General features: G+C 53.6%; 34 protein-coding genes and 2 pseudogenes. 29 read left to right on the top strand and 7 right to left on the bottom strand.

All coding sequences use genetic code 11. The features are described 5' to 3' along the window. Nucleotides 1-157 precede the first annotated feature (157 nt). From HWQ14_RS22990 to HWQ14_RS22960, 7 genes are all read right to left on the bottom strand, one after another. Nucleotides 158-823 carry an ATP-binding protein gene (locus HWQ14_RS22990; protein WP_245166426.1) on the bottom strand — a complete coding sequence of 222 codons (666 nt, stop codon included), beginning with the start codon at nt 821-823 and terminating at the stop codon, nt 158-160. A gap of 11 nt (nt 824-834) precedes the next feature. Further along, the gene (locus HWQ14_RS22985; protein ID WP_176608616.1) at nt 835-993 is read right to left on the bottom strand and encodes a hypothetical protein; all 159 of its coding nucleotides are present in this window, start codon (nt 991-993) and stop codon (nt 835-837) included. After that, entirely contained in the window at nt 990-1,187 is a 198-nt protein-coding gene (locus HWQ14_RS22980; RefSeq protein WP_032667076.1) for a hypothetical protein, read from the bottom strand. The genes HWQ14_RS22985 and HWQ14_RS22980 overlap by 4 nt, the downstream gene beginning before the upstream one ends. 8 nt (nt 1,188-1,195) lie before the next feature. Further along, nucleotides 1,196-2,164, bottom strand: coding sequence for a hypothetical protein (locus HWQ14_RS22975; RefSeq protein WP_176608615.1), 969 nt, complete (start codon nt 2,162-2,164; stop codon nt 1,196-1,198). A gap of 70 nt (nt 2,165-2,234) precedes the next feature. Beyond that, a complete protein-coding gene (locus tag HWQ14_RS22970) occupies nt 2,235-2,432 on the bottom strand; it encodes a DUF1482 family protein (RefSeq protein ID WP_176608614.1) in 198 nt (65 codons plus the stop codon). Between the two features lie 287 nt (nt 2,433-2,719). Next, on the bottom strand, nt 2,720-3,238 hold the full coding sequence (locus HWQ14_RS22965) for a hypothetical protein (RefSeq protein ID WP_209007150.1): 519 nt from the start codon (nt 3,236-3,238) through the stop codon (nt 2,720-2,722). A 1,163-nt stretch (nt 3,239-4,401) separates the two neighbouring features. Next, nucleotides 4,402-5,094 carry an XRE family transcriptional regulator gene (locus tag HWQ14_RS22960; RefSeq protein ID WP_165464646.1) on the bottom strand — a complete coding sequence of 231 codons (693 nt, stop codon included), beginning with the start codon at nt 5,092-5,094 and terminating at the stop codon, nt 4,402-4,404. 127 nt (nt 5,095-5,221) lie between these two features. Here HWQ14_RS22960 and HWQ14_RS22955 point away from each other — a divergent pair, with 127 nt between their 5' ends. The 29 genes and pseudogenes from HWQ14_RS22955 (at nt 5,222) to HWQ14_RS22830 (ending at nt 22,812) form a co-directional block, all read left to right on the top strand. Next, complete coding sequence (locus HWQ14_RS22955; protein ID WP_001514164.1) at nt 5,222-5,473, top strand: transcriptional regulator; 252 nt, start codon at nt 5,222-5,224, stop codon at nt 5,471-5,473. Between the two features lie 29 nt (nt 5,474-5,502). Further along, nucleotides 5,503-6,048, top strand: a complete 546-nt coding sequence (locus HWQ14_RS22950; RefSeq protein ID WP_176608612.1) for a toxin YdaT family protein — start codon at nt 5,503-5,505, stop codon at nt 6,046-6,048. An 11-nt stretch (nt 6,049-6,059) separates the two neighbouring features. Beyond that, a pseudogene (locus tag HWQ14_RS22945) lies at nt 6,060-6,141 on the top strand (replication protein); the annotation flags it as partial. After that, on the top strand, nt 6,132-6,278 hold the full coding sequence (locus HWQ14_RS22940; RefSeq protein ID WP_015571544.1) for a hypothetical protein: 147 nt from the start codon (nt 6,132-6,134) through the stop codon (nt 6,276-6,278). The pseudogene HWQ14_RS22945 and the gene HWQ14_RS22940, both read left to right, overlap by 10 nt. After that, nucleotides 6,271-7,170, top strand: a complete 900-nt coding sequence (locus HWQ14_RS22935) for a DNA replication protein (RefSeq protein WP_176608611.1) — start codon at nt 6,271-6,273, stop codon at nt 7,168-7,170. The genes HWQ14_RS22940 and HWQ14_RS22935 overlap by 8 nt, the downstream gene beginning before the upstream one ends. Beyond that, entirely contained in the window at nt 7,160-8,593 is a 1,434-nt protein-coding gene (locus tag HWQ14_RS22930) for a DnaB-like helicase C-terminal domain-containing protein (protein ID WP_176611127.1), read from the top strand. Before HWQ14_RS22935 ends, HWQ14_RS22930 begins: the two co-directional genes overlap by 11 nt. Next, entirely contained in the window at nt 8,593-8,892 is a 300-nt protein-coding gene (locus HWQ14_RS22925) for a protein ren (protein WP_176611126.1), read from the top strand. Before HWQ14_RS22930 ends, HWQ14_RS22925 begins: the two co-directional genes overlap by 1 nt. Beyond that, a complete protein-coding gene (locus tag HWQ14_RS22920; protein WP_176608610.1) occupies nt 8,889-9,137 on the top strand; it encodes an XRE family transcriptional regulator in 249 nt (82 codons plus the stop codon). The genes HWQ14_RS22925 and HWQ14_RS22920 overlap by 4 nt, the downstream gene beginning before the upstream one ends. Then, nucleotides 9,134-9,427, top strand: coding sequence for a hypothetical protein (locus tag HWQ14_RS22915; protein WP_176611125.1), 294 nt, complete (start codon nt 9,134-9,136; stop codon nt 9,425-9,427). The genes HWQ14_RS22920 and HWQ14_RS22915 overlap by 4 nt, the downstream gene beginning before the upstream one ends. Next, entirely contained in the window at nt 9,424-9,795 is a 372-nt protein-coding gene (locus tag HWQ14_RS22910) for an ead/Ea22-like family protein (protein WP_176611124.1), read from the top strand. Before HWQ14_RS22915 ends, HWQ14_RS22910 begins: the two co-directional genes overlap by 4 nt. Continuing rightward, complete coding sequence (locus HWQ14_RS22905; RefSeq protein WP_176608606.1) at nt 9,792-10,466, top strand: hypothetical protein; 675 nt, start codon at nt 9,792-9,794, stop codon at nt 10,464-10,466. The genes HWQ14_RS22910 and HWQ14_RS22905 overlap by 4 nt, the downstream gene beginning before the upstream one ends. Nucleotides 10,467-10,922: 456 nt before the next feature. Continuing rightward, on the top strand, nt 10,923-11,453 hold the full coding sequence (locus HWQ14_RS22900) for a hypothetical protein (RefSeq protein ID WP_176611123.1): 531 nt from the start codon (nt 10,923-10,925) through the stop codon (nt 11,451-11,453). 173 nt (nt 11,454-11,626) lie between these two features. After that, nucleotides 11,627-12,082 (top strand): YbcN family protein, encoded by a 456-nt coding sequence (locus tag HWQ14_RS22895; RefSeq protein WP_176611122.1) that lies wholly within the window; start codon nt 11,627-11,629, stop codon nt 12,080-12,082. Then, nucleotides 12,082-12,252, top strand: a complete 171-nt coding sequence (locus HWQ14_RS22890; protein WP_063922075.1) for a NinE family protein — start codon at nt 12,082-12,084, stop codon at nt 12,250-12,252. The genes HWQ14_RS22895 and HWQ14_RS22890 overlap by 1 nt, the downstream gene beginning before the upstream one ends. Beyond that, nucleotides 12,249-12,917, top strand: a complete 669-nt coding sequence (locus tag HWQ14_RS22885) for a serine/threonine protein phosphatase (protein ID WP_176611121.1) — start codon at nt 12,249-12,251, stop codon at nt 12,915-12,917. Before HWQ14_RS22890 ends, HWQ14_RS22885 begins: the two co-directional genes overlap by 4 nt. Further along, nucleotides 12,910-13,551, top strand: a complete 642-nt coding sequence (locus tag HWQ14_RS22880; protein ID WP_176611120.1) for a recombination protein NinG — start codon at nt 12,910-12,912, stop codon at nt 13,549-13,551. The genes HWQ14_RS22885 and HWQ14_RS22880 overlap by 8 nt, the downstream gene beginning before the upstream one ends. 183 nt (nt 13,552-13,734) lie before the next feature. Continuing rightward, complete coding sequence (locus HWQ14_RS23415) at nt 13,735-13,848, top strand: hypothetical protein (RefSeq protein ID WP_245166425.1); 114 nt, start codon at nt 13,735-13,737, stop codon at nt 13,846-13,848. Further along, nucleotides 13,845-14,534, top strand: a complete 690-nt coding sequence (locus HWQ14_RS22875; protein ID WP_176611119.1) for a bacteriophage antitermination protein Q — start codon at nt 13,845-13,847, stop codon at nt 14,532-14,534. Before HWQ14_RS23415 ends, HWQ14_RS22875 begins: the two co-directional genes overlap by 4 nt. Before the next feature lie 479 nt (nt 14,535-15,013). Next, nucleotides 15,014-15,385 (top strand): phage holin family protein, encoded by a 372-nt coding sequence (locus HWQ14_RS22870; RefSeq protein WP_048961198.1) that lies wholly within the window; start codon nt 15,014-15,016, stop codon nt 15,383-15,385. Beyond that, a complete protein-coding gene (locus HWQ14_RS22865; protein ID WP_176611118.1) occupies nt 15,369-16,013 on the top strand; it encodes a glycoside hydrolase family 19 protein in 645 nt (214 codons plus the stop codon). Before HWQ14_RS22870 ends, HWQ14_RS22865 begins: the two co-directional genes overlap by 17 nt. Then, nucleotides 16,001-16,477 carry an Rz lytic protein gene (locus tag HWQ14_RS22860; RefSeq protein WP_176611117.1) on the top strand — a complete coding sequence of 159 codons (477 nt, stop codon included), beginning with the start codon at nt 16,001-16,003 and terminating at the stop codon, nt 16,475-16,477. The genes HWQ14_RS22865 and HWQ14_RS22860 overlap by 13 nt, the downstream gene beginning before the upstream one ends. Further along, complete coding sequence (gene lysC / locus HWQ14_RS23550) at nt 16,371-16,628, top strand: Rz1-like lysis system protein LysC (RefSeq protein WP_432418027.1); 258 nt, start codon at nt 16,371-16,373, stop codon at nt 16,626-16,628. Before HWQ14_RS22860 ends, lysC begins: the two co-directional genes overlap by 107 nt. A 302-nt stretch (nt 16,629-16,930) precedes the next feature. Beyond that, nucleotides 16,931-17,449 (top strand): Rha family transcriptional regulator, encoded by a 519-nt coding sequence (locus HWQ14_RS22855; protein ID WP_032669769.1) that lies wholly within the window; start codon nt 16,931-16,933, stop codon nt 17,447-17,449. Nucleotides 17,450-17,602: 153 nt separating this feature from the next. Continuing rightward, nucleotides 17,603-17,820: pseudogene (locus HWQ14_RS23410) on the top strand (hypothetical protein). Nucleotides 17,821-17,981: 161 nt separating this feature from the next. Next, nucleotides 17,982-18,620 (top strand): putative metallopeptidase, encoded by a 639-nt coding sequence (locus HWQ14_RS22850; RefSeq protein ID WP_176611116.1) that lies wholly within the window; start codon nt 17,982-17,984, stop codon nt 18,618-18,620. Between the two features lie 32 nt (nt 18,621-18,652). Further along, nucleotides 18,653-19,120: a DUF2280 domain-containing protein gene (locus HWQ14_RS22845; protein ID WP_154311484.1), complete on the top strand. Its 468-nt coding sequence runs from the start codon at nt 18,653-18,655 to the stop codon at nt 19,118-19,120. After that, nucleotides 19,104-20,402: a PBSX family phage terminase large subunit gene (locus tag HWQ14_RS22840; RefSeq protein WP_176611115.1), complete on the top strand. Its 1,299-nt coding sequence runs from the start codon at nt 19,104-19,106 to the stop codon at nt 20,400-20,402. The genes HWQ14_RS22845 and HWQ14_RS22840 overlap by 17 nt, the downstream gene beginning before the upstream one ends. 12 nt (nt 20,403-20,414) lie before the next feature. Further along, nucleotides 20,415-21,884 carry a DUF1073 domain-containing protein gene (locus HWQ14_RS22835; protein ID WP_176611114.1) on the top strand — a complete coding sequence of 490 codons (1,470 nt, stop codon included), beginning with the start codon at nt 20,415-20,417 and terminating at the stop codon, nt 21,882-21,884. After that, nucleotides 21,811-22,812, top strand: a complete 1,002-nt coding sequence (locus tag HWQ14_RS22830; RefSeq protein ID WP_176611113.1) for a phage minor head protein — start codon at nt 21,811-21,813, stop codon at nt 22,810-22,812. Before HWQ14_RS22835 ends, HWQ14_RS22830 begins: the two co-directional genes overlap by 74 nt. The last annotated feature ends 10 nt before the right edge of the window (nt 22,813-22,822 follow it).

Below are 22,822 nucleotides of genomic sequence, written 5' to 3'. Positions count from 1 at the left end.
CATATACTTCCTGAGCTTTCGCCTGCTCTGGCGTGTCTCGTAATGTTCTGAAGGCCTCGGCCCAGGCCGATTTCAGTTGTTCGAAAGAAGGTGCCGACTCTGCTGTAGTGATAAAGTGTGCAAGGTCTATTTCGGCTTTAGAACGACCATCGTTCAGTCACCCCATAAGCCGCTTGCCAACCGTCTCGTCCAGCACCGTGTAATCAGCATTTGAGAACAAACCGGTACGATCTTTTGACGCTGTAGCTGTGTGAGTTTCATGGTTGATGTCGAGGACGGTGGTAAATTCATATTCAACGCCGTCTCGTTGCTCAGTCTTCATCCCCAGCTTCACAACCTTTTTGCTTCCTTCCTGTTGTGCTGTTTCCGTTTTGCTACGCATGGTGGCCACTAAGTGGCAATTAACACGAAGAATGGCGTCAAGAAACTTGCGATGACGTGGGGTTAATGCGCTCCAGGCAGCGTGGGTGTTACCCTTAAATTTTGTTTTGGCAATGGTGTCCAGATCATCAAGGCAGCCACCAACGCCGCTCCATTCATGCGAGATTGAGTCGATGACGAGGTTGTCGTAACCCGCCGCTTCCGCAGCGCCAATGGCTTCAATAAATCTCTCAGGACTGAATGGGGGATCCAATTCCAGTACATCGAAATCAAATTCATTGGAGTAGAGTGATGCGCTTCCCTTTTCGGTATCAATAACCGCTGTTTTTCCACCCATGCTTTTGCATATCATCAGCGCGCTATAGGTTTTCCCTGAACCGCTTGGCCCGGTAAGTGCCAGCCGTAGCTTGGCTTTCTTCCTCATGGCTTTTTCGAATTTCATAGCAATCTCACTTAATTAAAATTACCGGCAAATTCATCCCAGCTAATCATCGGGTTCTGCCGCTCGGCTGCCAGATTTACTGGCTCGTCATCGCTCTCTGGCTTTTCTGGTATCACGTCGCGCATAAGGCGAAGGAACGACTCTTCATCCCACCGTTCTGCCGCTGTCATGCTGCACGCTCCTGATGAGTGATGATGTAACCCTGCTCAGCCAGCCACTCGATGACTTCTGCGCCGTCGAGCTGGGGGAGTACGTCACGGGTTTTAACGGTGCCGGCCAGGACAACGCCTTCCATCTCAACTTTGATGGTGTTGTGGGGGCCGACGGACGTGCGCATGTCTACGCACTCGCATGTAATATTCATGAATCACCTCAATATTTGATGTGCGCGTCCTGCACTTTGCCGCCAGCGATCGCCAACAGTGCTTTCTGCGCGAATTCTTCGGGTATGCCCTGAGCTATCAGGTCGGCGATAACGCGACGATTGACGGTGCGGCGGTGCTCTTTGTCTGCGGCGCGGCGCGCTTCTTCTTCGGCTTTACGCTGCTCTTCGGCCAGACGGGCCGCCTCTGCTTCTTCCTGACGGCGGCGCTCCGCGGCAACGGCTTCTTCTTTTTCGCGTCGTGCACGCTCTTCCGCTTCCTGCTTCTCGCGTGCCGCACGCTGTTCAACCTCAATGCGCTGGCGTTCCGCCAGCTCAGCGCGGGCTTTCTCTTCGACTTCACGGCGCGCTGCGGCTTCAATCTCCGCTTTGTGCTTCGCTTCGGCATCGCGGCGGGCTTGTTCTGCCGCTTCGCGCTTAATGCGCTCTTCGTGCTCACGCTGAGCCTGTTCCGCCAAGCGGCGCTGCTCTTCGCGGTCACGGTCAAACTTTTCATTCATCAGCAGAGCTATTTCGTGGTCTGCTTCGATCTGCGCGGCACGCTGGCGGTCAAACTCTTCGTTCATCACCAGCGCTTCGGCGTGCAGCGCGTTCATGGCTTCTTCAGCCTTAATGCGTTCCTGCTCGGCTTCCCATTCGGTGAGTGGGCGGCGGGTCGCATCGCGCAGCTCGTCGCAGGCATCAACGAATCTCTTAATTTCGGCCTCAGCCGGACGCACAGCCTCTTTCAGGCGCTTCAGGTACTCACGGCCCGGCTTTTCGATTGCCGTCTTGCTGCGGGACACCTGCGCCGCCAGAGAGGCGACCCTGTCACGACCTTTCTTCGTGGACAGGTCCGGCACTTCGTTTACTGCCTGGCGGATTTGATCGAGGTAAGCGTCAAGGCCGCCAGCCACGTAAAGCACTGGCGCCTGCTCCGGCATGATTTCGATGACAGTTAAGTCCGTTACTTCGCTCATGGTTTCTCCTGAAATTTGGATGTGCAGATCCCGCCCGCAAAAAGCCAGGCCGATCGGTTGAACAGGGTGGTTACTGCTGCGCGATGTCTTTCGCCGGGAACTCGCCGTTGCGGAGGATGCTTTCTACCGGCCAGCACTCAGCTGAAACTTTTTGCTCTGTAGCTGCCTGGCTGCATTCCTGCTGGCTGTCGTATACACCGAGAATGACATCCTGATAATCACCGTTGGTCATTGCCACGGTCAGGGCGAGTGCGAATAAAGTTTCCATCAGTGAAGGGTCCTCCCGATGGCGACGGCGTAAAGGCGCTTTGCTTCTTCCCACGCCGGAGCATTGCGATGGAGAACTGCGAACGACGCGAGCCGTTGGGCCTCTCTGATCTGCTGCTGGTTTACCATGATTTCCTCTTGGCCTTATCGCGGCGAACGGAACGGTTAATACAAGACTTCAACGCATTTATTCAGTGTTTCAATGGGCGGTGGATGGCCGCCGGTTGTCATAACTAAGCCGCCTCGGTGAAGCGACTGAGGTATGAAAAAACCCGCCGTGGCGGGTCTTCAGAAATAGTCTTTGTGGTCGTGCATCGCTCGCTCGAGGATCACCTTTGCATCTTCAAAGCTGGCAGATTCAAAAGCCTCTCTTATGGCTTTAGCCAGGCAAGTTGCATCGCTTTCATAGTCGTCAGCTCTGCTTTCCCAGTTTGATGCCTCTTCTTCAGCCTCATAAAGGCGATCGCCATACTCGCACTCGAGTTCCTGGCGCACTTCATCACGAAGCTTCTCCTTGATGATTTCGGAGGCTTCTTCAATCGGCATTGTTTCCAGAATCGTCTCTGGCTGATGAGTGCCGTATTTCAGTGAGATGTCAGTAGCAAACATGCAACCTCCAAAAAAATGCCCGCGCGCTGGCGGGCAAAGAAGACTTTTCCAATCCAACCAGAACAGGATCATCGTCTCCTGTGCGGTTGAGATGGCAGTATTACCATCACCAAGCATCGGCGCCCGGTGCTTGAGGCTGGCTCTGTCGTTACCCGCTGATGCGGGAGAAATGTTTTGGTCGGTGTGGTGGATTGGCACTGAGTCGCTACTCTCACTTATTTCCTGAACGCCCTATTGTCGTATTGGCCTTTACACAACTGGCCCAGCTGGTTCTCAGGTCTTATCGCTCTGCTAGCGTTGCACCTCGCTTGAGGACACCGCCACCACACCCCAAAACACTCCTGTGGTACTTCGCCACACTCTCGCAGTGGCCGCGCTCATGCCCTTGAGACCTTGTCGCTCATCGCCGCTCATAACCGGCGCGCGTCTGGCGTTCGCGCTGCTTTACCGGCATACCCTTTTCCTCGATTAACCCTGACCAGCGGTATGTCGCAGTTCGGACCTGCGTCTGGCTCTCTCGTGGAGACTCGGGGCCGCATCATTACTGCGGCTTGAAAGTGCGGTCTGTCCGCTTTAGTGCTTCATTGGAATCACTCCTCTAAGTTGAATCAGCGCCAGCTCCCTGCCAGTGTTGCCCGTTCTCACGCCGTTCTCGCTCTCGCGCGGGGATACTCTCTCACCGACCGGATCGCACCCGGTGATACAGCACGTTTTTCGTGTAAGGGTCTAAACAGGTCATTGACGCTGTAAATCTGCATGTTGTTAAAAAGCAGGCGACTTGCTGTCCGCCGCTGGCTAACTTCGCTCAGCTGTCGATGTTTCGTTTCGATGAGCTAACAATAGCTAAAGCGATTATTTGAGTCAATCGCCAAAACGATATTTATCATCGATAAGGTGATAATTGCATGATTGTTAAAGCGATTTTTATTGAAATTTATTTACGTGGTATGCTGATTTTTTTGGAGGGGGATACGTATGGACCATAAAGAATGGGTTGATAAGCTCCGCTGGCTAAGCCCAGAGCAGATCGTTCAGGTTCACTTTGGACTTCAGGAGGATATCAAGAAATTTTACAAGATGAGGGGGGGGCGATAACCTCGCAAGGGCAGAGCATTTATGCGAGCAGATGATTGCTCTATCTGAATTGGCGTTCCCAGCTTTGCGTCATGCTCATGACAAAAGGGTGGAAGAATACGAGTCGTTAACTGGAAATAAATATCCCAGCGAATTTTATCCGCCGTCACATTATGGCTTCTCACAGCTGTCAGTGATTTTGAAAAAAAGAAAGGACTACCAGCGCATTGAGGATATACGCGAGAAGCTGATTAAAGAGGGTTGGAGATGCTAGCCCGGGTGCCGGGCTATGCGAAGCGCTTATAGTCGATGGACTGTCTGAGCAACACCTTGGCCATCACGTAGAAAGCGTCCTCATCCTCAGGTTCGACGTACCATTTTTCGTAAATGGGGTTATCGGATATTACTGCCAGTCGGTCACGCTGCATCTGAAGCCGCTTTACATGGAGAGTTTTGCCAAAGACAAACACATAAACCCCATCACCGTCAAAATGCGTAACGCCGGTATCAACGAAGATCTGATCTCCAGGCGAAATCGTCCCATCCATGCTGTCGCCATTTACGGTAATGACCTTAACGTGCGTAGCTGGCCGGTTGCCAAACAAAGCGCGCGCCTGTTCAGTTGTGTATTCGATGGCCCGGATAGTTTCAATGAAATCGCTCGTGACCAGCGTGCCCGGACCAGCACTGGCTTTAACGTCGAGTACATCCACGCGATAAATCCCATTCAGTGACGGCTTAACCTGGTATAGCGCAGTTGACTCCCTGACGCCACCGGCAGCCATTTCCCCCTCACCAGTAGAAAGCCATTCAGGACGAACACCAAGTACAGAGGCAATCTCAACGGTTTTTCGAGAGCCTTTAGCATTCTTGAGTAACTTGTGTACGCTGGACTGAGCCATGTCGACCTCTTTAGCTAATCGACCCTGTGTATATCCAGCGCTTTCCATTGCCTGCGCTAAGCGCTCCGAGAATCCCATATTCACCTCTGTTAATGACTCCTTTAACTCTATCGCTCAAGCGATTATTTAGCAAAAAATCGCCTATGCGATTGACATTCGCTAAAGTGATAACCATAATCGCTTTAAACTGATAGCTGAGGTGATTATGAAAACCCCAACAGTAGAGAAGAACTCCGCAGTAGAGAAAGCGATCGCCATCGCTGGCAGCCAAAAAGAACTGGCAAAACGTTGCGGCAAAGCCCAGTCCACTATCTGTGACTGGCTTAACGGAAAGAAACGCATCTCCCCGGTTCACGTTCCTGAACTGGTGAAAGCGGTTGGTGGTGAAATCCAGGCTCATGAATTCCGCCCGGACCTGCCGTCCATCTTTCCACACCCTGACAACCATGCCGCTTAACGGCGGCCCTAACCACGAAAGGGAAAGCAATGCATTCACTTGCGTACCAACAAAATACCAAATTATCGGTGTCGCCGATGATTTACCAGAATCGCCGGGAACCTGATTCCAAGGCGTTAAACATCGATGGGATCCGCGCAGCTGTTCGCGCCTGGGCAGCTGACTGCCGCAGCCGTGAATTTGTCGCTGCGCTGATTGTTGAAGAGTGGCGGGCTACCGGCGGCACCGGGCTGGATATCCCGACCGACTCGCACCGTCAGATGCAGAAAGTGTTTCGCTGGATCGATGGCGACACCGAGTACGCCGCCAACAACATTCGCCAGCTGGCACCGGCAATTATGTCCGTGATGCCGCTGGAATACCGCAACCGCCTGGCGCCGCAGAACGACACGATGTCGCTGATCGCTACTGCGATGAAAGAGTGTGCCGAGGCTAAACAGGCTGTGCTGCTTGACGCTCCAGAGCATCAGAAGCTGAAAGAGGTTAGCGAGGGTATAGCGTCGCTGTTCCGCCTCATGCCGGAGCAGGTAGGGCCGCTGATGACGATGGTCACGTCGATGCTGGGGGTCATGTGAGAACTACAGAAATGGCGAAAGCCGGTCTGCGCGAACAGAACCGACTTTCTGGTGCAAAAACGACAGTAGTTGCAGGAGGAATAATGGCAAAAAATCCACGCTATTACCATACCGCTGTACATAAAAACATAACCCGCGACCGCTTCATCCGCTCGGTTAACCCGATTGTGGCAGAGAAGATGCGCGCCATCCTGGAAGAACTGAAACGTAAGGAGAGTGGCCGTGGGTAACGTATCCAATTTAGCCGAAGCCAGAGAGGCCAGAAGGCTCCAGAAACCGCGCACGAATGGCGGTAAGGGGTTTGCCTTGCTGCACCGTAAAATTATGGATGTGCCGTTCTACAAGGACGCTGAGGCGGCTCATTTATGGGTTCACCTGCTCCTGCGTGCTAATCACGAACAGACACTGGTATCGACTGATGTCGGTGATGTGATCTGCGAACGCGGAGAGTTCATTACCGGGCGAAACACGCTGGCAATGGAAACGGGTTTGACCGCTGATCGCGTTAAATCACTGCTCCGTAAATTCCAGAACCTGGGCATGATCACCACCAAATCGAACAACCGTTTTACTGTTCTAAAAGTGGTCAAATATGACGAATATCAGTCAAATTTTTGTCCAGCAGATGTCCAGCCAGTGTCCAGCGCAAACGCAGTTATATCAATGCCTGCGGAGGTGGAGTGTCCAGCCGATGTCCAGCCAGTGTCCACAGATAACAATATATTAAATAACTTACTACCTAACGGTAGTAAGTATGTCGCAAATGACCAGAAACCCGCTGAAGAGAAAAAGTCCCGTTTGTCATGCGATGAAGTATGGCAATGCCTGAAAGACGAACTGCCTGAAGCTCGGGGATGGAGATGCCTCACTGATGAGCGACGCAATCTGATCCGGACCTTCTGGGGTAAGGCTAACAAGATTGCCCGCAACCTGGACGGCAAGCCGATGGATATGGAAGGTTTCAGAAGCTATCTGCGCTACATCGCTCAAAACTGCCGCTGGATGCTTGAAGACCGACCAGACCAGAAATCCGGGAAGACCTGGCGCCGCATGAAATTCGATAAGTTCCTGACCGAAAAGCTCTACATCGAAGTGCGCGAGGGGGATCGTGATGACCGCTGAATTTATGGCTGTACCACAAAACCTCGAAGCAGAGCAGAGCGTTATCGGTGGCCTGCTGTTGGATGATGACAACAGCGAGCGAGTCCAGAAGGTTCTGGCGATGCTCAAGCCTGAGTCGTTCTACAGCCGACCTCACCAGCTGATCTTTGCCGAGATGCGCCAGATGTTCCGCGACAACAAGCCAGTCGATGGTCTGACACTGTTCGACGCGCTTGAAGGCAAAGGGCTCGCGGAGCAGGTAGGTGGCTTTGCTTACCTGGCGGAGATTGCCAAGAACACTCCCAGTGCTGCAAACATCGTGGCATACGCTGCATCAGTCCGGGAAGCCGCAATGGAGCGCTACGGTATCAACCGCCTGACCGAAGCTACTGAACTGCTGTATTCCCGCAACGGCATGAGCGCTACGCAGAAGTACGAGGCCATTCAGGGTATTTTCACCCAGCTCGCAGACCATTCAAAAACCGGCAGTCGCCGTGGGTTGAGGTCTTTCGGCGAGGTTATGGATGACTGGGTAGCGGATCTGGAGAAACGGTTTGACCCTTCAGGCGAACAGCGCGGTATGAGTACCGGTATCCCGTCACTCGACCGGCTGCTGGCGCCGAAAGGTCTGGTTAAAGGCTCTTTGTTCGTGATTGGCGCAAGGCCAAAGATGGGCAAGACAACCCTGTACGGGCAGATGGCGATCAACTGCGCGATTCGCGAGAAAAAGCCAGCGCTGATGTTCAGCCTAGAAATGCCAGGCGACCAGATCCTCGAAAAACTGGTTGGTCAGAAGTCCGGCGTAAACCCGAGCATTTTTTACATGCCCGCCACGGATGATGCCGATGACCAGTACCAGGGCGACTACGACGGCGATTTTAAGAAAGCGATCGCCACAGCCGGGCGGCTGAGTGAAATCGACATGCTGTACATCGACGACACACCGGGCCTGTCACTGGCGCACATCGTTAGCGAAAGCCGCCGAATCAAACGCGAGAAGGGCTGCGTAGGCATGATTCTGGTTGACTACCTGACGCTGATGACCGCCGAAAAGGCCGATCGTAATGACCTGGCCTACGGGATGATCACCAAAGGTCTGAAGAACCTCGCCAAAGAGCTTGGCTGCGTCGTCGTGCTGCTGACCCAGCTCAACCGCGAACTGGAGAAGCGAGTGAATAAACGCCCGTTACCGAGCGACTCCCGCGACACAGGGCAGATTGAGCAGGACTGCGACTACTGGGTTGGTATCCACCGTGAAGGTGCTTTCGATGACAGCGTGCCGCCGGGAGAAACCGAGTTAATCCTGCGACTAAACCGCCACGGCAGTACCGGAACGGTTTATTGCAATCAGATCAACGGGGCAATTTACGACACAGACCAGCAGGCCGCCGCCGCAGAACGCCGCGGGCGTGAGCAGCAGCCGAAAAAGAAAGGGGGATTCTGATGACTGGAAGAGAAGCAATCGAGTGGTATCTGGAAGGTTACGGCTCATTCACTGCGGAGCTGGTATGCGAAGCAACCGGAGTGTCCCGCTCTCAGGTGCTGGCGGCTTCGTACAAGATGCGGCAGAACGGCGAGATTGTCCTGCGCGAACGCAATTGGCGCACCAATGTTTACGTGGCCGCTGAAGACCATGAAGGTAAGCCGATCAACCGCGACGGCGAGAACACGATTTTCCAGGAGTGCCGCAATAGCGCGGCTATGAAGCGGGTATTGATGGTTTGGGGGAGGGTAGGGGTATGAGCGAATGGAGTGATTATCGCTGGATGGTTAGGACCATGGCGAAGGATAACGGTGTAACGCTCATCAGCATCGCCAAGCACTGCGGCGTATCGCACAGGAAGCTTAATCAAATTCTGCAAACCGGGCCATCCAAAGAACAGGAAGAGCTCATAGCCGAAGCTCTGGGGTGCGCAGGGTGTGACCTTGCGGAAATCCACAGGCAAATGGGCGAGTTATCAGACAAGTACGGGAGAGCATCAGCATGAAACCAACATACGAAGAGCTGGAAGCCAGATGCGCGGCGCTGGCTGCGGAGAATGCGGGGGTGAAGGCAGCGATTGACGCAACTATCGGATGGCAGCAATCAACCGATCCAGAGAATGTCGAAAGCGTCAGAATGCTGGTCGACATTAAAACCCCGGCCGCCGACGCTTTCCTGGCTGAAGTGCGGGCGCAGGGTGTGGAGATGGCGGCCCAAAGCGAACAGTTTTCCACATGGGTTCAGCAGGGGCTGCGTAGCTTCGCCATCGGCGTTCGCCAAGGGGATGAGCAATGAGCGACATCGACAAACAGGCTCTGCGTAAGCGCTACTCCGCAAAACCGACACCAAAATGCGATATCTGCGGCGCCAAAATGACAATACAGCGGATGTCTGGCAGTCGCGTAACTTACGGCTGCTCAGGTGCGATTTACGATGAAACCGGATGCCACTACGCCGAAGGCCGCAGCCTGGCTGATGAACATTACGAGCAATCCCGCGTGACAGTCACCGATGAAAGTGACCCTGATGTGCTGGCGCTGCTGGATGAGCTGGAAACCAAAGACAAGCAGATTGCAGATTTGAAGGAAGCGTTCCGAATCGCTTTGTCTGCTGCTGGCATCGACGCACCCGCCGCAGCAGCAGGCAAAGGAGAAGCATCATGATTACCCTTACCAAAGAATGGCTCCTGAAGACCATAACGGAGCTTGAAGAAGAGCGCGATTCTATGCCCGGCGTTGTAAACGTAGATGCGGCTATGGCTCTGGCGGCAATGAAGTTAGCGCTGGCCTCGCTCGAAGCGGAGCATGCGGGGTTCATTTTGAAACACAAGGTAACAGGCAAGTTTGGTAGCTGGCTGCACTCAAAGGCGGATTGGTTCCGGAGTGATGAGTACGAAGTCATGAGCGCTTACACCGCCCCGCCAGCGCCGGTATCTGTGCCGCTCGCTATTCACGATGAGGATTTTGAAAAAGCGCTTTCGGTGCTCAATGACACACTGGACGACTGCGGGGACAGCGAGCGAGGCTTATTGCTTGCGTTGGATAAGGCGGGAATCGAAGTTCGCACTGACGCCTGCCGCGCCACCATGCTTCAGGGTGCCGAAAACGCCGAGTCGCCCACCGGCAACTCTCCGGTGATTCCGGATGGTTGGGTGGCTGTCCCAGTCGAGCCCACAGAAGACATGATCGTTAATGGTTTCGAGTCAGAGCCAGATGAGAGCTTCAGCGACGAGAAGGAGTGGGAAGCATACGAAGCTATGAGTGGATGTCAGCAGGCGGCGCATCGGGCGAAGCTGTGCTGGGCAGCGATGTTATCGGCAGCCCCGAAGATTTGAAAAATACCATATCTTGTATAGTTGAAACTTATAGAGAACAAATGTTTAATAGAGTTATCCCCGCGAGTGATCCAGAAAGGAGGGCCTGATTTTGTCCGAGTTTTTGTATTCCCCCGCATGCAACTGTAGAGCATCACATCTGAGTGTCTGATCAGGGGATTAAAAGATTGGAGTAGTGACAGTAGAGTGGCGACAGAGGCAGTGCCAAAGTCTACCGGAAAGCACTGGGTGCTTTCAGCTCTCGCCCTGGCTGTGATGGGCTAGTGGTTAAGTCATGGAAAGCTGAGAGATCAGATAACCGCATCGCCAGAGGAGCATGCCCGGAGTGAGTCCGGCCAGCCAACCAAAAGCTATGTGAATACGCATAAACTCGGCCTGCCAGTCGACTAAACGAAACCGCCTACTGGCGGTTTTTTTACATTACAATGTTACAAATAATTTTTAAATGGTGAGCTAATGGATAACGGATTTATCACAAAAGAGTTGGGTGAGAATCATCCATATCCTGAAGAGCTATTTGAAATAGCTATGAAATTTACTATGGCTTTTTATTATAGCGAAAAGCATTTCTTTTCGAGATTTTGCAGCATTAAAAATAGCGACCAATACAGTCACAATATCCTTGATATAATCAAAGACGATTGCAACCCGGCAATCGCTGATGTTTTTGAGTATTTTAAGCGTAGATATGTCAGTGGGGATCGAGCCAGAGAGCGATTGCATGCCCTCACCATGCAGGAGGAAGGAGAGGATCTTTCTGGATGGGCTGAAAAGATTGATGCCTATTTAAACAAGGCTGAAGGGAATGTTGAGGCGATGTTGTCGGTGTGCTTGATGGTCGTTATTAGGCTTCGACACAATCTTTTACACGCTAACAAATATGAAGTAATGAGTGGAGAGCCTAAAGAGCAAGAAGAATTAATTGGTAAAGGATATAGCCTACTCTCGAGCCTTTTATCAGCAAGAAATAAAAGAGAAGCTGTTTGATTTTCCATAATCAACCAGCCATAATCATGTCATCGGAGTCTGAACAACTCCGGTGACTTCTGCGCATTTAAGGGGACTTAAATGCGACCACAATCTGAACTCCTCACCTTGTCACAGATGCAGAAATGCACCTGCGATTTTCTGCATTCTGCGGTTTCCATTAAGGAGGCCGTATGACTCTGCCAGTAGACGGCATCAAACTCCATCGCGGCAACTTCGCGGCCATAGGTCAGCAGATTCAGCCGTTGCTGGATTCCGGGCAATGTTTCCGCCTGCAAGTCAAACCTTGGCGCGAGAAGCGCAGCCTGTCGCAGAACGCGCTCAGCCACATGTGGTACACCGAAATCAGCGAATACCTCATCGCCCGCGGCAAGACCTTCGCTACGCCTGAGTGGGTCAAAGACGCGATGAAGCACACATATCTCGGCTACGAAAGCAAGGACCGGGTAGACGTCGTGTCGGGCGAGGTCACAACCGTCCAATCCCTCCGCCATACGTCCGAACTGGAAACCGGCGAGATGTACATCTTCCTGTGCAAAGTCGAAGCCTGGGCGATGAATATCGGCTGCCATCTGACCATCCCGCAGAGCTGCGAGTACCAGCAGCTGCGCGATAAGCAGGAGGCCTGATGTCTACTCCACTTTCCCGCGTCATCACAAACGAAATCTTCCGCGTTCCGGCGCGCCGCAAGCGTAAGCCCGAGGTTAAGCCGTCCGACATCCCGACTTTCAAGGACTACACAGCCCGCCTGGTGGATCAGAAATGGCTGCGTCTCGCAGCGAGGAGAAAATCCGCATGAGCATGTATCAACGCATTAATGGCGCTGACTGGCGCAATATCTTCGTCGTGGGCGATCTGCATGGGTGCTACACGCTGCTGATGAGTGAGCTCGAAAAAGCTTCGTTCGACCCGGCGCGTGATTTGCTGATCTCGGTTGGAGACCTTGTTGACCGCGGCGCGGAAAACGTCGAGTGCCTGGAGCTGATTACCATGCCGTGGTTCCGGGCTGTGCGCGGAAACCATGAGCAGATGATGATTGATGGCTTGTCGGAGTATGGAAACGTTAACCACTGGCTGGCAAACGGCGGCGGCTGGTTCTTCTATCTCGATTATGAAAAAGAAATTCTGGCTAAAGCACTCGTACGCAAGGCCGCTGAACTTCCGCTAATCATCGAACTGCTGACTGGCGACCGGAAGGTGGTTATCTGCCACGCTGACTACCCGCATAACGAATATGCGTTCGATAAGCCAATACCCGAAGAAATGGTGATCTGGAATCGTGAGCGGGTTAGCGACGCTCTGGACGGCATTGTATCGCCGATATCCGGTGCTGATCTGTTTATCTTCGGGCACACCCCAGCGCGCCAGCCCCTGAAGTATGCCAACCAGATGTACATCGATACCGGTGCCGTGTTCTGCGGAAACCTCACGCTGGTACAGGTTCAAGGTGGTGCCCATGCGTAAACCATCCCGCCGTAAGTGCAAAGTATGCGGTGAATACTTCGTGCCGAAATTCCACGATATCCGGATCCGCTGGTGCTGCCCGGAACACGGCGTAATCCTCGCAATGGAAGAGCGCGAGAAGGAGAAGGCGAAAGCAGCAGCTAAGCGTATCAAGGAGCAGAAAGAAGCCGAGAAGGCCGGGCGCAAGCGCCGCAAGGAACGCCTGGCAGAGCTACGGCCAGCAGGTTACTACAAAGCGCAGGCTCAGCAGGCATTCAACGCTTACATCCGCGCGCGTGATGCCGATTTGCCATGTATCAGCTGCGGAGAGACCAATCCCCCGGATCTGCACGGCGGCCAGTGGGACTGCGGCCACTTCAAGACGGTCGGTGCTAACCCTGAGCTGCGATTTGAAGAACGCAACGCGCATAAGCAGTGCAAATCCTGCAATGCCGGGGCCGGCAAATACACCGCCAAAGAGGCTACGGTCGCGCAGCAATACGAAGCTGGTTTGGTCGCTCGTTACGGCCAGGAATACGTCGACTGGCTCAATGGTCCCCACGAAATGACCAACTACCGCCGGGAAGACTTCATCCGGATCCGCGATGAGTACCGCGCCAAGCTCAAAGCACTGAAACAGCGGGAGGCAGCGTGAAGACATTCACTCCAGTTGAAGCGAGAAAGTTCGTTGCCAGCACCTGGTATGAAACGACACAGCTTTCGAAAAGAGAAAGGCTGTATGCGAAAGCTCGCGAGCTGATAAGCGGCGATCGAGCGGAAATTATCTGCCAGACAGAGAACCCTGAATACAGAAAGTCAGCACGGGAGTGGTGGAATCATGACCAGAGCTGATTTCGAAAAGTACCAGGCAGAAAGCGTTAAGCGCGCCAGTCTGCCACCAGTAGCAAAGCACAGCCAGCAAACCAACCAGCCACAGAAGGAAGCCGCATGAACAGTCAGCAACTGGAATACGTACGTCAGCAGCTCATTGCGGCTACCGCAGATCTGAGCGGGGCGACGAAAGGGCAGCTGGTAGCTTTCGCCGAAAACGCGCAGTTCACCGCGACGGCGCGCAGCCGGGGACGAAAGAAAATCACCGACCCGATCACTGGCCGGAAAGTTAACCCGGACTGCCCGGCGATGAGCGGCAGCCAGTCCCGCGCTAAAGGCTCATCTATCGCGCTGGTCAGTCCGGTAGAGTTCGTGACCGCATCGTGGCGCCGCGCCGTTCTGTCGCTTGAGGAACATCAAAAAGCGTGGCTGCTGTGGAACTATAGCGAGAACATCCGATTCGAACACCAGGTGGCTATTACTCAGTGGGCGTGGGCTGAGTTCCGGGAACAACTCGGCGCGAAGAAGGTTGCCGGCAAGACGATGGAGCGCCTGAAGAAGCTGATCTGGCTGGCGGCGCAGGACGTCAAAGCGGAGTTGGCTGGCCGTGATATGTACGAATACCAGGCACTGGCAGAACTGGCGGGCGTTGCGAAATCCACCTGGACAGAAACCTATCTGCCTCACTGGCTGGCAATGCGTAACAGCTTTAAGCGACTCGATAGCGGTGCGCTTATCTCCGTAACGCGATCACGTTCACAACAAAAGGCGACAAATTTAGATGTAAGTCTTGCAAAACCGAACTGAAACGCATATATTTCATGTAAATCTGATATCTTCGCCATAGCTTTGATTGTCGACACAAAGAATTCAAGCCCGAGGTTACCGCCTTGGGCTTTTTCGTATATGCACAACAGGTAAGAGCATTGGACATTTCAGGGCTGTTCCACCCTCTGATGTCGATCCAAGCCAGTGCTCTTTCCGTTGTGGTGTAACTCAATTCCCGCTTGCGGGTTAAATGGGTAGAGTAATGCATCAACTGGCATAGCCAGCAGGGCAGGCATGATGCTAATGCTGAACCTGAGTATCGGTTCGAGTCCGATCGCCACACACCAAACCCACTACCTGGGACCCTTCGGCCAGAGAGCCGACATTGCCTTACCCTCATCTTCCTGGCTTGTCGCCAGGTTTTTTATTCCAGGCCCCGGGAAACATCCTCGACATGCCTTGTTGTTAAATCGTCCCGAGGGCCTGACCTAATCAACCAGCACCAAGTAGGTGCGAACATGAAGAAAACCACTATGCAAGACAGACCAGATACCTGGGCGGTGATGCTTGCGTGGCTTGTAAACCACAAAAACGAAGCTGGCTATTCGGTACTGGCTTTTGTCATGTCGATACTCGCTACCTCGCGCGGCGCGAAATCAAAGTGGAAAGACCGGATCGCCGGCGCAACGATGTGCGGGATCCTTTGCTTCTTCGCTCAGCCGACACTCACGGCTATATGGGCAATCTTCAACTGGAATTTCCCTCCTGAGCTTTGCTGGCCGATCTCGGCTGGCGTCGGGTATGTGGGGGTGGATTCACTTTTCGCCTATGCGCGCCGTCGCCTTGGCCTGAATGAACCGGGAGACAAAGCAAATGCTGACCCTCAGTAAATTCCAGCAAGCAACAGGCGTAAGTTCTGCACTGGCCGGAAAGTGGTTTCCAGTCGTACTGGCTGCAATGCAGAAGTACGACATAAGCACACCGTTAAGGCAGGCGCACTTCCTCGCACAGGTGGGGCATGAATCATCTGGCTTCGTGCATGTGGAAGAAAGCCTGAATTACCGCTACGGCGCATTGCTGGCAATGTTCGGCAATAGAATCAGCCAGGAAGATGCTTTCAGATATGGTCGTGTTGATTCGGGCCAGAACGCGCACGCTGCAGACCAGAAGATGATCGGCAGCATCATCTACGCCAACCGGAACGGGAACGGCGATCGCAACAGCGGTGATGGATATCGTTACCGCGGGCGCGGCCTGATTCAGGTGACGGGGAAAGCGAATTACGCCGCGCTGGTCAAACAGCTTGGCGTTGATATCGTGAAGAGCCCGGAACTACTTACTCAGCCTCAATATGCTGCTGAATCCGCAGCTGCCTGGTGGAGCAATCACGGACTTAACGCTATCGCTGACTCAGATGATGTTAGCCGCATCACCAGAATCATCAACGGTGGTACCAACGGACTGGAGGACAGGAAAGCCCGCTTGACTAAAGCTAAGGGGGTTTTATGTTCGGGTTAATCAGTTTATTCCGCATTTTCAAAAATAATGCGCACATTCTCATTCCTTGCGCGTTCATCATCCTTGTCGCCATTTGCCTGTGGGGGCTTAATGCCCGCAACCAACAGTTGACGGCAACGAACGACAGGCTGACACAGCTTAACGACAGCAAGGATGTGCAGATCAACGACCTGAGGGCTAAAAATGACGATCTGGCGGGGAGCGTTAAGGAACTTGCTGGCGCCGTTAACAGGCAAAACGTGGTCATGTCTGAGGTCGCAGAACAAAGGGCTGAATCGGCAAAGCAGAACAGAATGCTACAGAGCGAGATTAAGCGCTACCTGGCGGCAGATAAGTGCGCTGCTGCTCCTGTTCCTGATGCCGCTGTTGAGCGGTTGCGCTCAGCAGCAGAGGCCGCCCGTGGAATATCGGGTGATAAAGCAGCCGGTCCTGAACCTTCCGGCGGACCTGACATCCCGCATTGATGTGCCGGATCTGCCCGATAACCCTTCCTACGGTGACAGCGTTTCGATGAACGCAATACTTTACGGGATCGTCGGGCAATGCAATTACGACCGGGCAGCCATTCGCAAAATAGAGAAAGGGCGAAATGATGAAAACCAACCAGTGCAGTGAAGGTTTCGAAAACCCATCCAAGTTCCGTGAGGAATGGGATAAGCAGACCCAGGGGAAATAGAGCCTAATCCCTGAGGTTCTGACACAGTCTCTCCTCTGGACTTTAACCGTAGCAGAATTACAGAGCCTCGTATTAGCGGGGCTTTTTTGTATCCGCATTTCATCGCGCACCGCAGCGCATTCAAACCACGTCGAACCAAACCCTTTGAAATGAGCCTTTGAGGAAGTCAGTTAGTGCTGGCGAGCCTCGACGGGCTGATTTCCTATGCGGCAAAGGTTCATCTCAAAGAAAGGTAAACGCTATGAATAATCCGTCAGTTATTCCGGCTTTCGATTTTCGTGAAATGGTCACAACCCTCGACAACAAGATAATCACCACATCACTCAAGGTGGCGGATTACTTTGGCAAGCGACACAAAGACGTTTTGCGTGCCATACGTAACCTGAAATGCTCCGATGACTTCACCCAGCGCAATTTTGCGCCCATTGATTTCATTGATAAAAATGGCGATGTTCAGCCTATGTATAACATCACCCGCGACGGATGCATGATGCTCGTGATGGGATTCACTGGTAAGACAGCTGCCGCAGTAAAGGAGTGCTATATCAATGCCTTTAACTGGATGGCCGAGCAGCTAAACCGACGCATGGCGATGGGTGAGGAAATGCAGCACCGCTACGCCATCAAAGAAACTCGCTCAAAGCTGAAAGGCACGATCGGTAGCCGGTTGATGAACGAGCGGAAGAAAGAGAAGCGCGTTCTGGAGCTCGAGCATGAGCATATCATGCAGGTAACGCAGCCAGAATTGCTGATTGGCTGATCGACATTACAGAAGCTCTTCATTGAGGGGCTTCGATAATGATCTGTGTAACCCCGCAAGGATGGTGATCACATCTTGCTGACGGGTAAGCCGTAAGTGGCTAAGCACTTCTGAGAAGCAGGGCAACAGCTGCGACAAGGCAAAGAGGTAATCATGTCAGACATCTACCAAATCACGCTAACCACCCAAACAGGCGAAACCTTCACAGGCAAGATGTCACGACGTCAGCCTGAGCGGTTAACGGCTTTGTGCCGCTGGCGACGGAGACGGGACAGTGGCTGTATTTCGCTCCGGCCGATGTGAAGCGAGTGGAGTTCACGCCAGTGCCGGCTGAGCAGGCCGAACAGCCATCAGACGAAGCAACGGAGTAACCCATGATTATCACTACCAAAGTTTCTCTTCGCCCTTACATGAAGCCGATACTTATTCTGTCGGCGTTGCTCCGCTGGGAATGGTTAACCGGGAAGTGTTTTAAAGTTGAGACGGTGAGTGGCAACACGGCGACCCTCGAATCAAAATAACGGAGTAAGTGATGGTTAACGATGACGAGCGCAGGCCATATCCGCCAGTTAACTTCATCGCCTCCGACAACTGGCAGCCATACACCAGGTTGATCCCCGCCAATGAAGTACATGAGTGGATAAGCCGACAAATTATAAGCGATACCGGCAGCATCCATAACCCTGACCACGAACACCTGGCTGAGGCTGACCTCTGCTTCATGTGGGCGTCTGACTCATTCGCGAAGAAAGGGCGCTATGTTCTCGGTCAGGCTGAACAGGTAATGCTCCGCGCCGGTGGCTGGCAAAAAGCCAGAATGGAACAGCAGATGTATGAATGGTTCGGGCGCATCCCGAAGTTCATCATCACGCTGGCAGCCGATTACTGCTCACAATGCAGTGACCTCGAGTTCTGTGCGCTGGTAGAGCATGAGCTTTACCACATTGCCCAAGCCACCGATGATTTCGGCGCGCCTAAGTTCAACAAAGAGACCGGGCAGCCAGTGCTTACACTGCGCGGCCACGACGTCGAAGAATTCACTGGTGTCGTGCGTCGATACGGTGCCAGCAAAGAAGTACAGGAGCTCGTTGATGCGGCCAATGCGCCAGCAGAAGTGGCTCACATCGATATAGCCAGGTCATGCGGGACGTGCATGTTAAAGCTGGCCTAACAATATGACTGATTATGACAGGCAGGTAATCCATGGCGACACTGAAAGGTGAGGTCAAAGCCTTCATCGTTCAGTCCCTTGCCTGCTTCGATACACCATCCCAGGTGGTTGAGTTGGTCAAAAAAGAATTTGGCCTGAGCATCACGCGTCAGCAGGTCGAATCACACGACCCGACGAAAGCAAACGGCAGGGGGCTGGCGCAGAAGTGGGTTGAGCTATTCCACGAAACCCGAAAGCGCTTCCAGACCGAATTAAGCGATATCCCGATCGCCAACAAAGCATATCGTCTCCGTGCACTTGACCGGATGATGACGAAGGCTGAGGGCATGCGAAACATGGCTCTGGCTGCTTCTCTGATGGAGCAGGCCGCCAAAGAGGTTGGCGACGCTTACAGCAACAAACAGAAGGTCGAGCACACCAGCCCGGACGGCAGCATGTCGCCGAGACCGACGACAATTCGCCTGGTAGGAGTTGACCCAGCCAATGGAAAGCCAAGTTGACCTCCAGATACCGGCCAAGTTAGTCCCCGTATTCGCGACAGAAGGCATCCGCTATCGTGGTGCTCATGGCGGGCGCGGTTCCGCAAAGACGCGCACGTTTGCACTAATGACCGCAGTCAAGGCTTACCAGGCGGCGGAGGCCAATATCAGCGGCGTGATCCTCTGCGCTCGCGAATACATGAATTCGCTGGAAGAATCCTCCATGGAGGAGGTGAAGCAGGCCATTCGCTCCGTTCCGTGGCTTGATGAATACTTCGACATCGGCGAGAAATACATCCGGACAAAGAACCGCAGAGTCAGCTACGTATTCTGTGGTCTTCGCCATAACCTCGATAGCATCAAATCCAAAGCGCGCATTCTTGTTGCCTGGGTTGATGAGGCCGAGTCTGTATCCGCTACTGCATGGAAAAAGCTTCGCCCGACAGTTCGAGAGGAAGGCTCAGAGATTTGGGTCACCTGGAACCCGGAGAAGGAAGGCAGCGCCACCGATAAGCTCTTCAGAAAGAACCCGCCAAAAAGCTCGATGATTGTCGAAATGAACTATGTGGACAATCCATGGTTCCCTGCGGTTCTTGAGGAGGAGCGTCAGGAAGATCTGGCAAACCTCGATTACGCCGATTATGCGTGGATCTGGGAAGGCGCTTACCTCGAAAACTCCGACAAGCAGGTGCTGGCGAACAAATACGTCGTGCAGAGCTTCGAAGACGATCTCTGGCAGAAATCAGAGCGCCTGTTGTTCGGCGCTGACTTCGGTTTCGCGAAGGACCCAAGCACGCTTATTCGCATGTTTATTCTGGATAACAACCTCTACATCGAATACGAGGCTTACGGAAACGGCGTTGAGCTCGACGACATGTGGAAGTTCTACGCCGGGAAAACAGACGCCACGCCGAAGCAAATTGCCGACTGGAAGGTTACAGACGAGGCTAAATTCCCAGGTATCCCTGAAGCGCGCAAATGGCCTATCAAAGCCGACAACTCTCGCCCTGAGACTATTAGCCACATCAAAGGGCAGGGGTTCAATATCTCCGCCGCCCAAAAATGGCAGGGCAGCGTAGAGGACGGCATCACCTGCCTGCGTGGGTTTAAGAAGATCATCATCCATCCTCGCTGCAAAGAAACAGCGAAAGAGGCGCGGCTTTACTCGTACAAAACAGACCGTATCACTGGCGAAGTCCTGCCGGTTATTGAAGACAAAAATAACCACTGCTGGGATGGAGTCCGGTACGGTCTCGATGGGTACATTAAGCACAAAGCGCAAGTCGGCGCAGTATTCTTCTAAGGAGCATCGCCAGTGAGCGAACAAGATAACGGCCTTCAGATGGCTGTGAACAACCTCGCCACTGAAATGAGGCGAGCGAATTACCTGAACGCCATCGGCATCGGTGGCGGGAACACCAAGCGCCCTACGCTTTACCAGGAATTTGGCTACCCGCGCACGATCACCTTCAACGACTTCTATAACATGTACCGCCGCAACGCCGCTGGCTTCGCTGTGGTGCATCGCCTGCTGGAAGGTTGCTGGCAGGATTACCCGGTCATTGTTGACGGTGATGAGGCGCAGGAGGCTGAGAAAACAAACGCCTGGGAAAAGAAAGTCACCAAGTTCATGAAGAAGCTGTGGCCGAAGGTGAAGGATGCCGACCGCCGCAATATGGTGGGGCGCTACTCTGCTCTGCTGCTTCAGGTGAAAGACAATAAGTCATGGAACGAGCCAGTAGACATCAAGCTGGTGAAATCCCTGGGCGAGTCAGCGCTGGTAAAACTTATCCCGGTATGGGAGCCGCAGTTAACTGTCGCCGAATGGGATAACGACCGTCAGTCAGAAACGTTCGGCCAGCCGAAGATGTTCAACTTCAACGAGCAGCCGGTAGGTGATGAGCCTTTTGTCGGGCCGATGCGCGGAGAGCCGGTACATCCGAGCCGCGTCATACTGTTTTGTGAGGGTTCTGAAGACGACAACGTCCTTTCTGGCATCCCGCTGCTGGAGGCTGGCTTCAACAAAGTACTCGATATTGAGAAAATTTCTGGCGGTGGTGCTGAAGGCTTCCTGAAGAACGCCAGTCGTCAGATGGTAGCAGAGTTCGATAAAGAGACCGATATCGCCACGCTGAATCAGCAGGCAAAAGACTCTGGTTATAAAGACCTCGGCGAAGCGTTTGAGGATAAATTCAAACGTATGAACAGAGGTACCGATGCAGCGGCTGTCATGCAGGCTGGTAGGCTTAACGTCCTCTCTGTTACGCCCGGCGACCCGGGGCCCACCTGGGAAGTCACCGCGAACGAACTGGCCGCCTCCGTGCAAATCCCTTTCACCATCCTGTTCGGTCAGCAGACAGGGCGATTGGCGAGCGATGAGGACAAAACTGACTGGGCTATCCGTCGCAACACGCGTCGTAATGGCTTCCTGACAGACCGAATCACTGCGCTGCTGGAACGCTTCTGGACGCTTGGGATTATCGACCCACCGACAAAAGGCGAGGTCACCATCTCGTGGAGCGACCTGCTGGCGCCAGGCGAGAAAGAGAAGATCGAGAACGCATCTAAGCTGGCCGATATCGTGCAGAAAACCACTGGCTTCTATGGTGGTGAGCCGCCGATTACAGCCAATGAGCTGCGTGAAGTTGTTGGTCTTGACCCGCTTCCGGAGCCGCAAGAACCGCCTAACCCGGACGATAAGGTGACAACAGATGATCCACTGGCCGACGACACTCGAACAGACGGCAAAGGTGGGGCTGCCGATAGTTCCGCGCAGCAAGGTTGACCCGACCCGGTCGAAAAAGCAGGTCACCGCGATGTACCGGGATATCGAGGAGCGGTATCTCGGCATCAAGCGCGCGCTGAAGGCTCTGTTCGACCAGCGCCTGACCGGGAGAGAGCGAGAGGTAAACAGCCATAACTGGCACTTCCTCTGCCACGATCACGGCGCGGATATGCGGCTCTATCAGGTCAACGCTGGTAAGTTCATCTACGGCATGTCGGCGCAGGAGCTGGCGGACCTGCTTGAGGCGGTGCAGGGCATTCTGGACGATTACCTCCTGGAAGGAGGCGAGCAAAACCTGTGGGCGATGGATTACGTCGTCGCTGAAGCGCAGCGCGGCACGCTGGAGGCCTTCAATAACCTCTCGCAGCAGTCTCAGGTTTACGCCAGCCAGACGACGCTACAGCAGCTTTTAAGCAGCCCCGGTCACCTTAATCAGGTTGCGGCTGCCAGGCTGACAACGTTCAGCGACTGGAAAGTCATCAGCGATACAGCACGCGGCGATTTAACCAACATCATCACCGATGCGGTAGCGCGCGGCGTGAATCCTCGCGAGACGGCCAGCGTCATCAGTAAGCGCCTCGATGTGTCTATGTCGAAGGCGAAGAACATCGCTCAGACCGAGCAGGTCGGCGCGCTGCGCGAAGCTCAATGGAATGAGACGGACTGGGCTTCCGAGAGGCTGGGGCTAAATACCGGACTTCTCCATCTTTCTGCGCTGAAGCCTACCACCAGGACAACGCACGCATTCTGGCATGGAAAGGTCAGAACCGTGCAAGAGGTGCGCGACTGGTATGCAATAGATGGTAACAAATACCACTGCTATTGCAGCCAGATTCCGGTGCTGCTCAACGACGACGGCAGCATCTTCAACAAGGGTCTGGCGGATAAGATAAAAAAAGAGAGGATAAGCTGGAAAGAAGGGGCATAATTACAGTTCA

Source organism: Enterobacter cloacae (assembly GCF_013375935.1).
Classification (GTDB): Bacteria; Pseudomonadota; Gammaproteobacteria; order Enterobacterales; family Enterobacteriaceae; genus Enterobacter; species Enterobacter pasteurii.
This window is presented reverse-complemented; position numbering and strand designations above follow the sequence as displayed.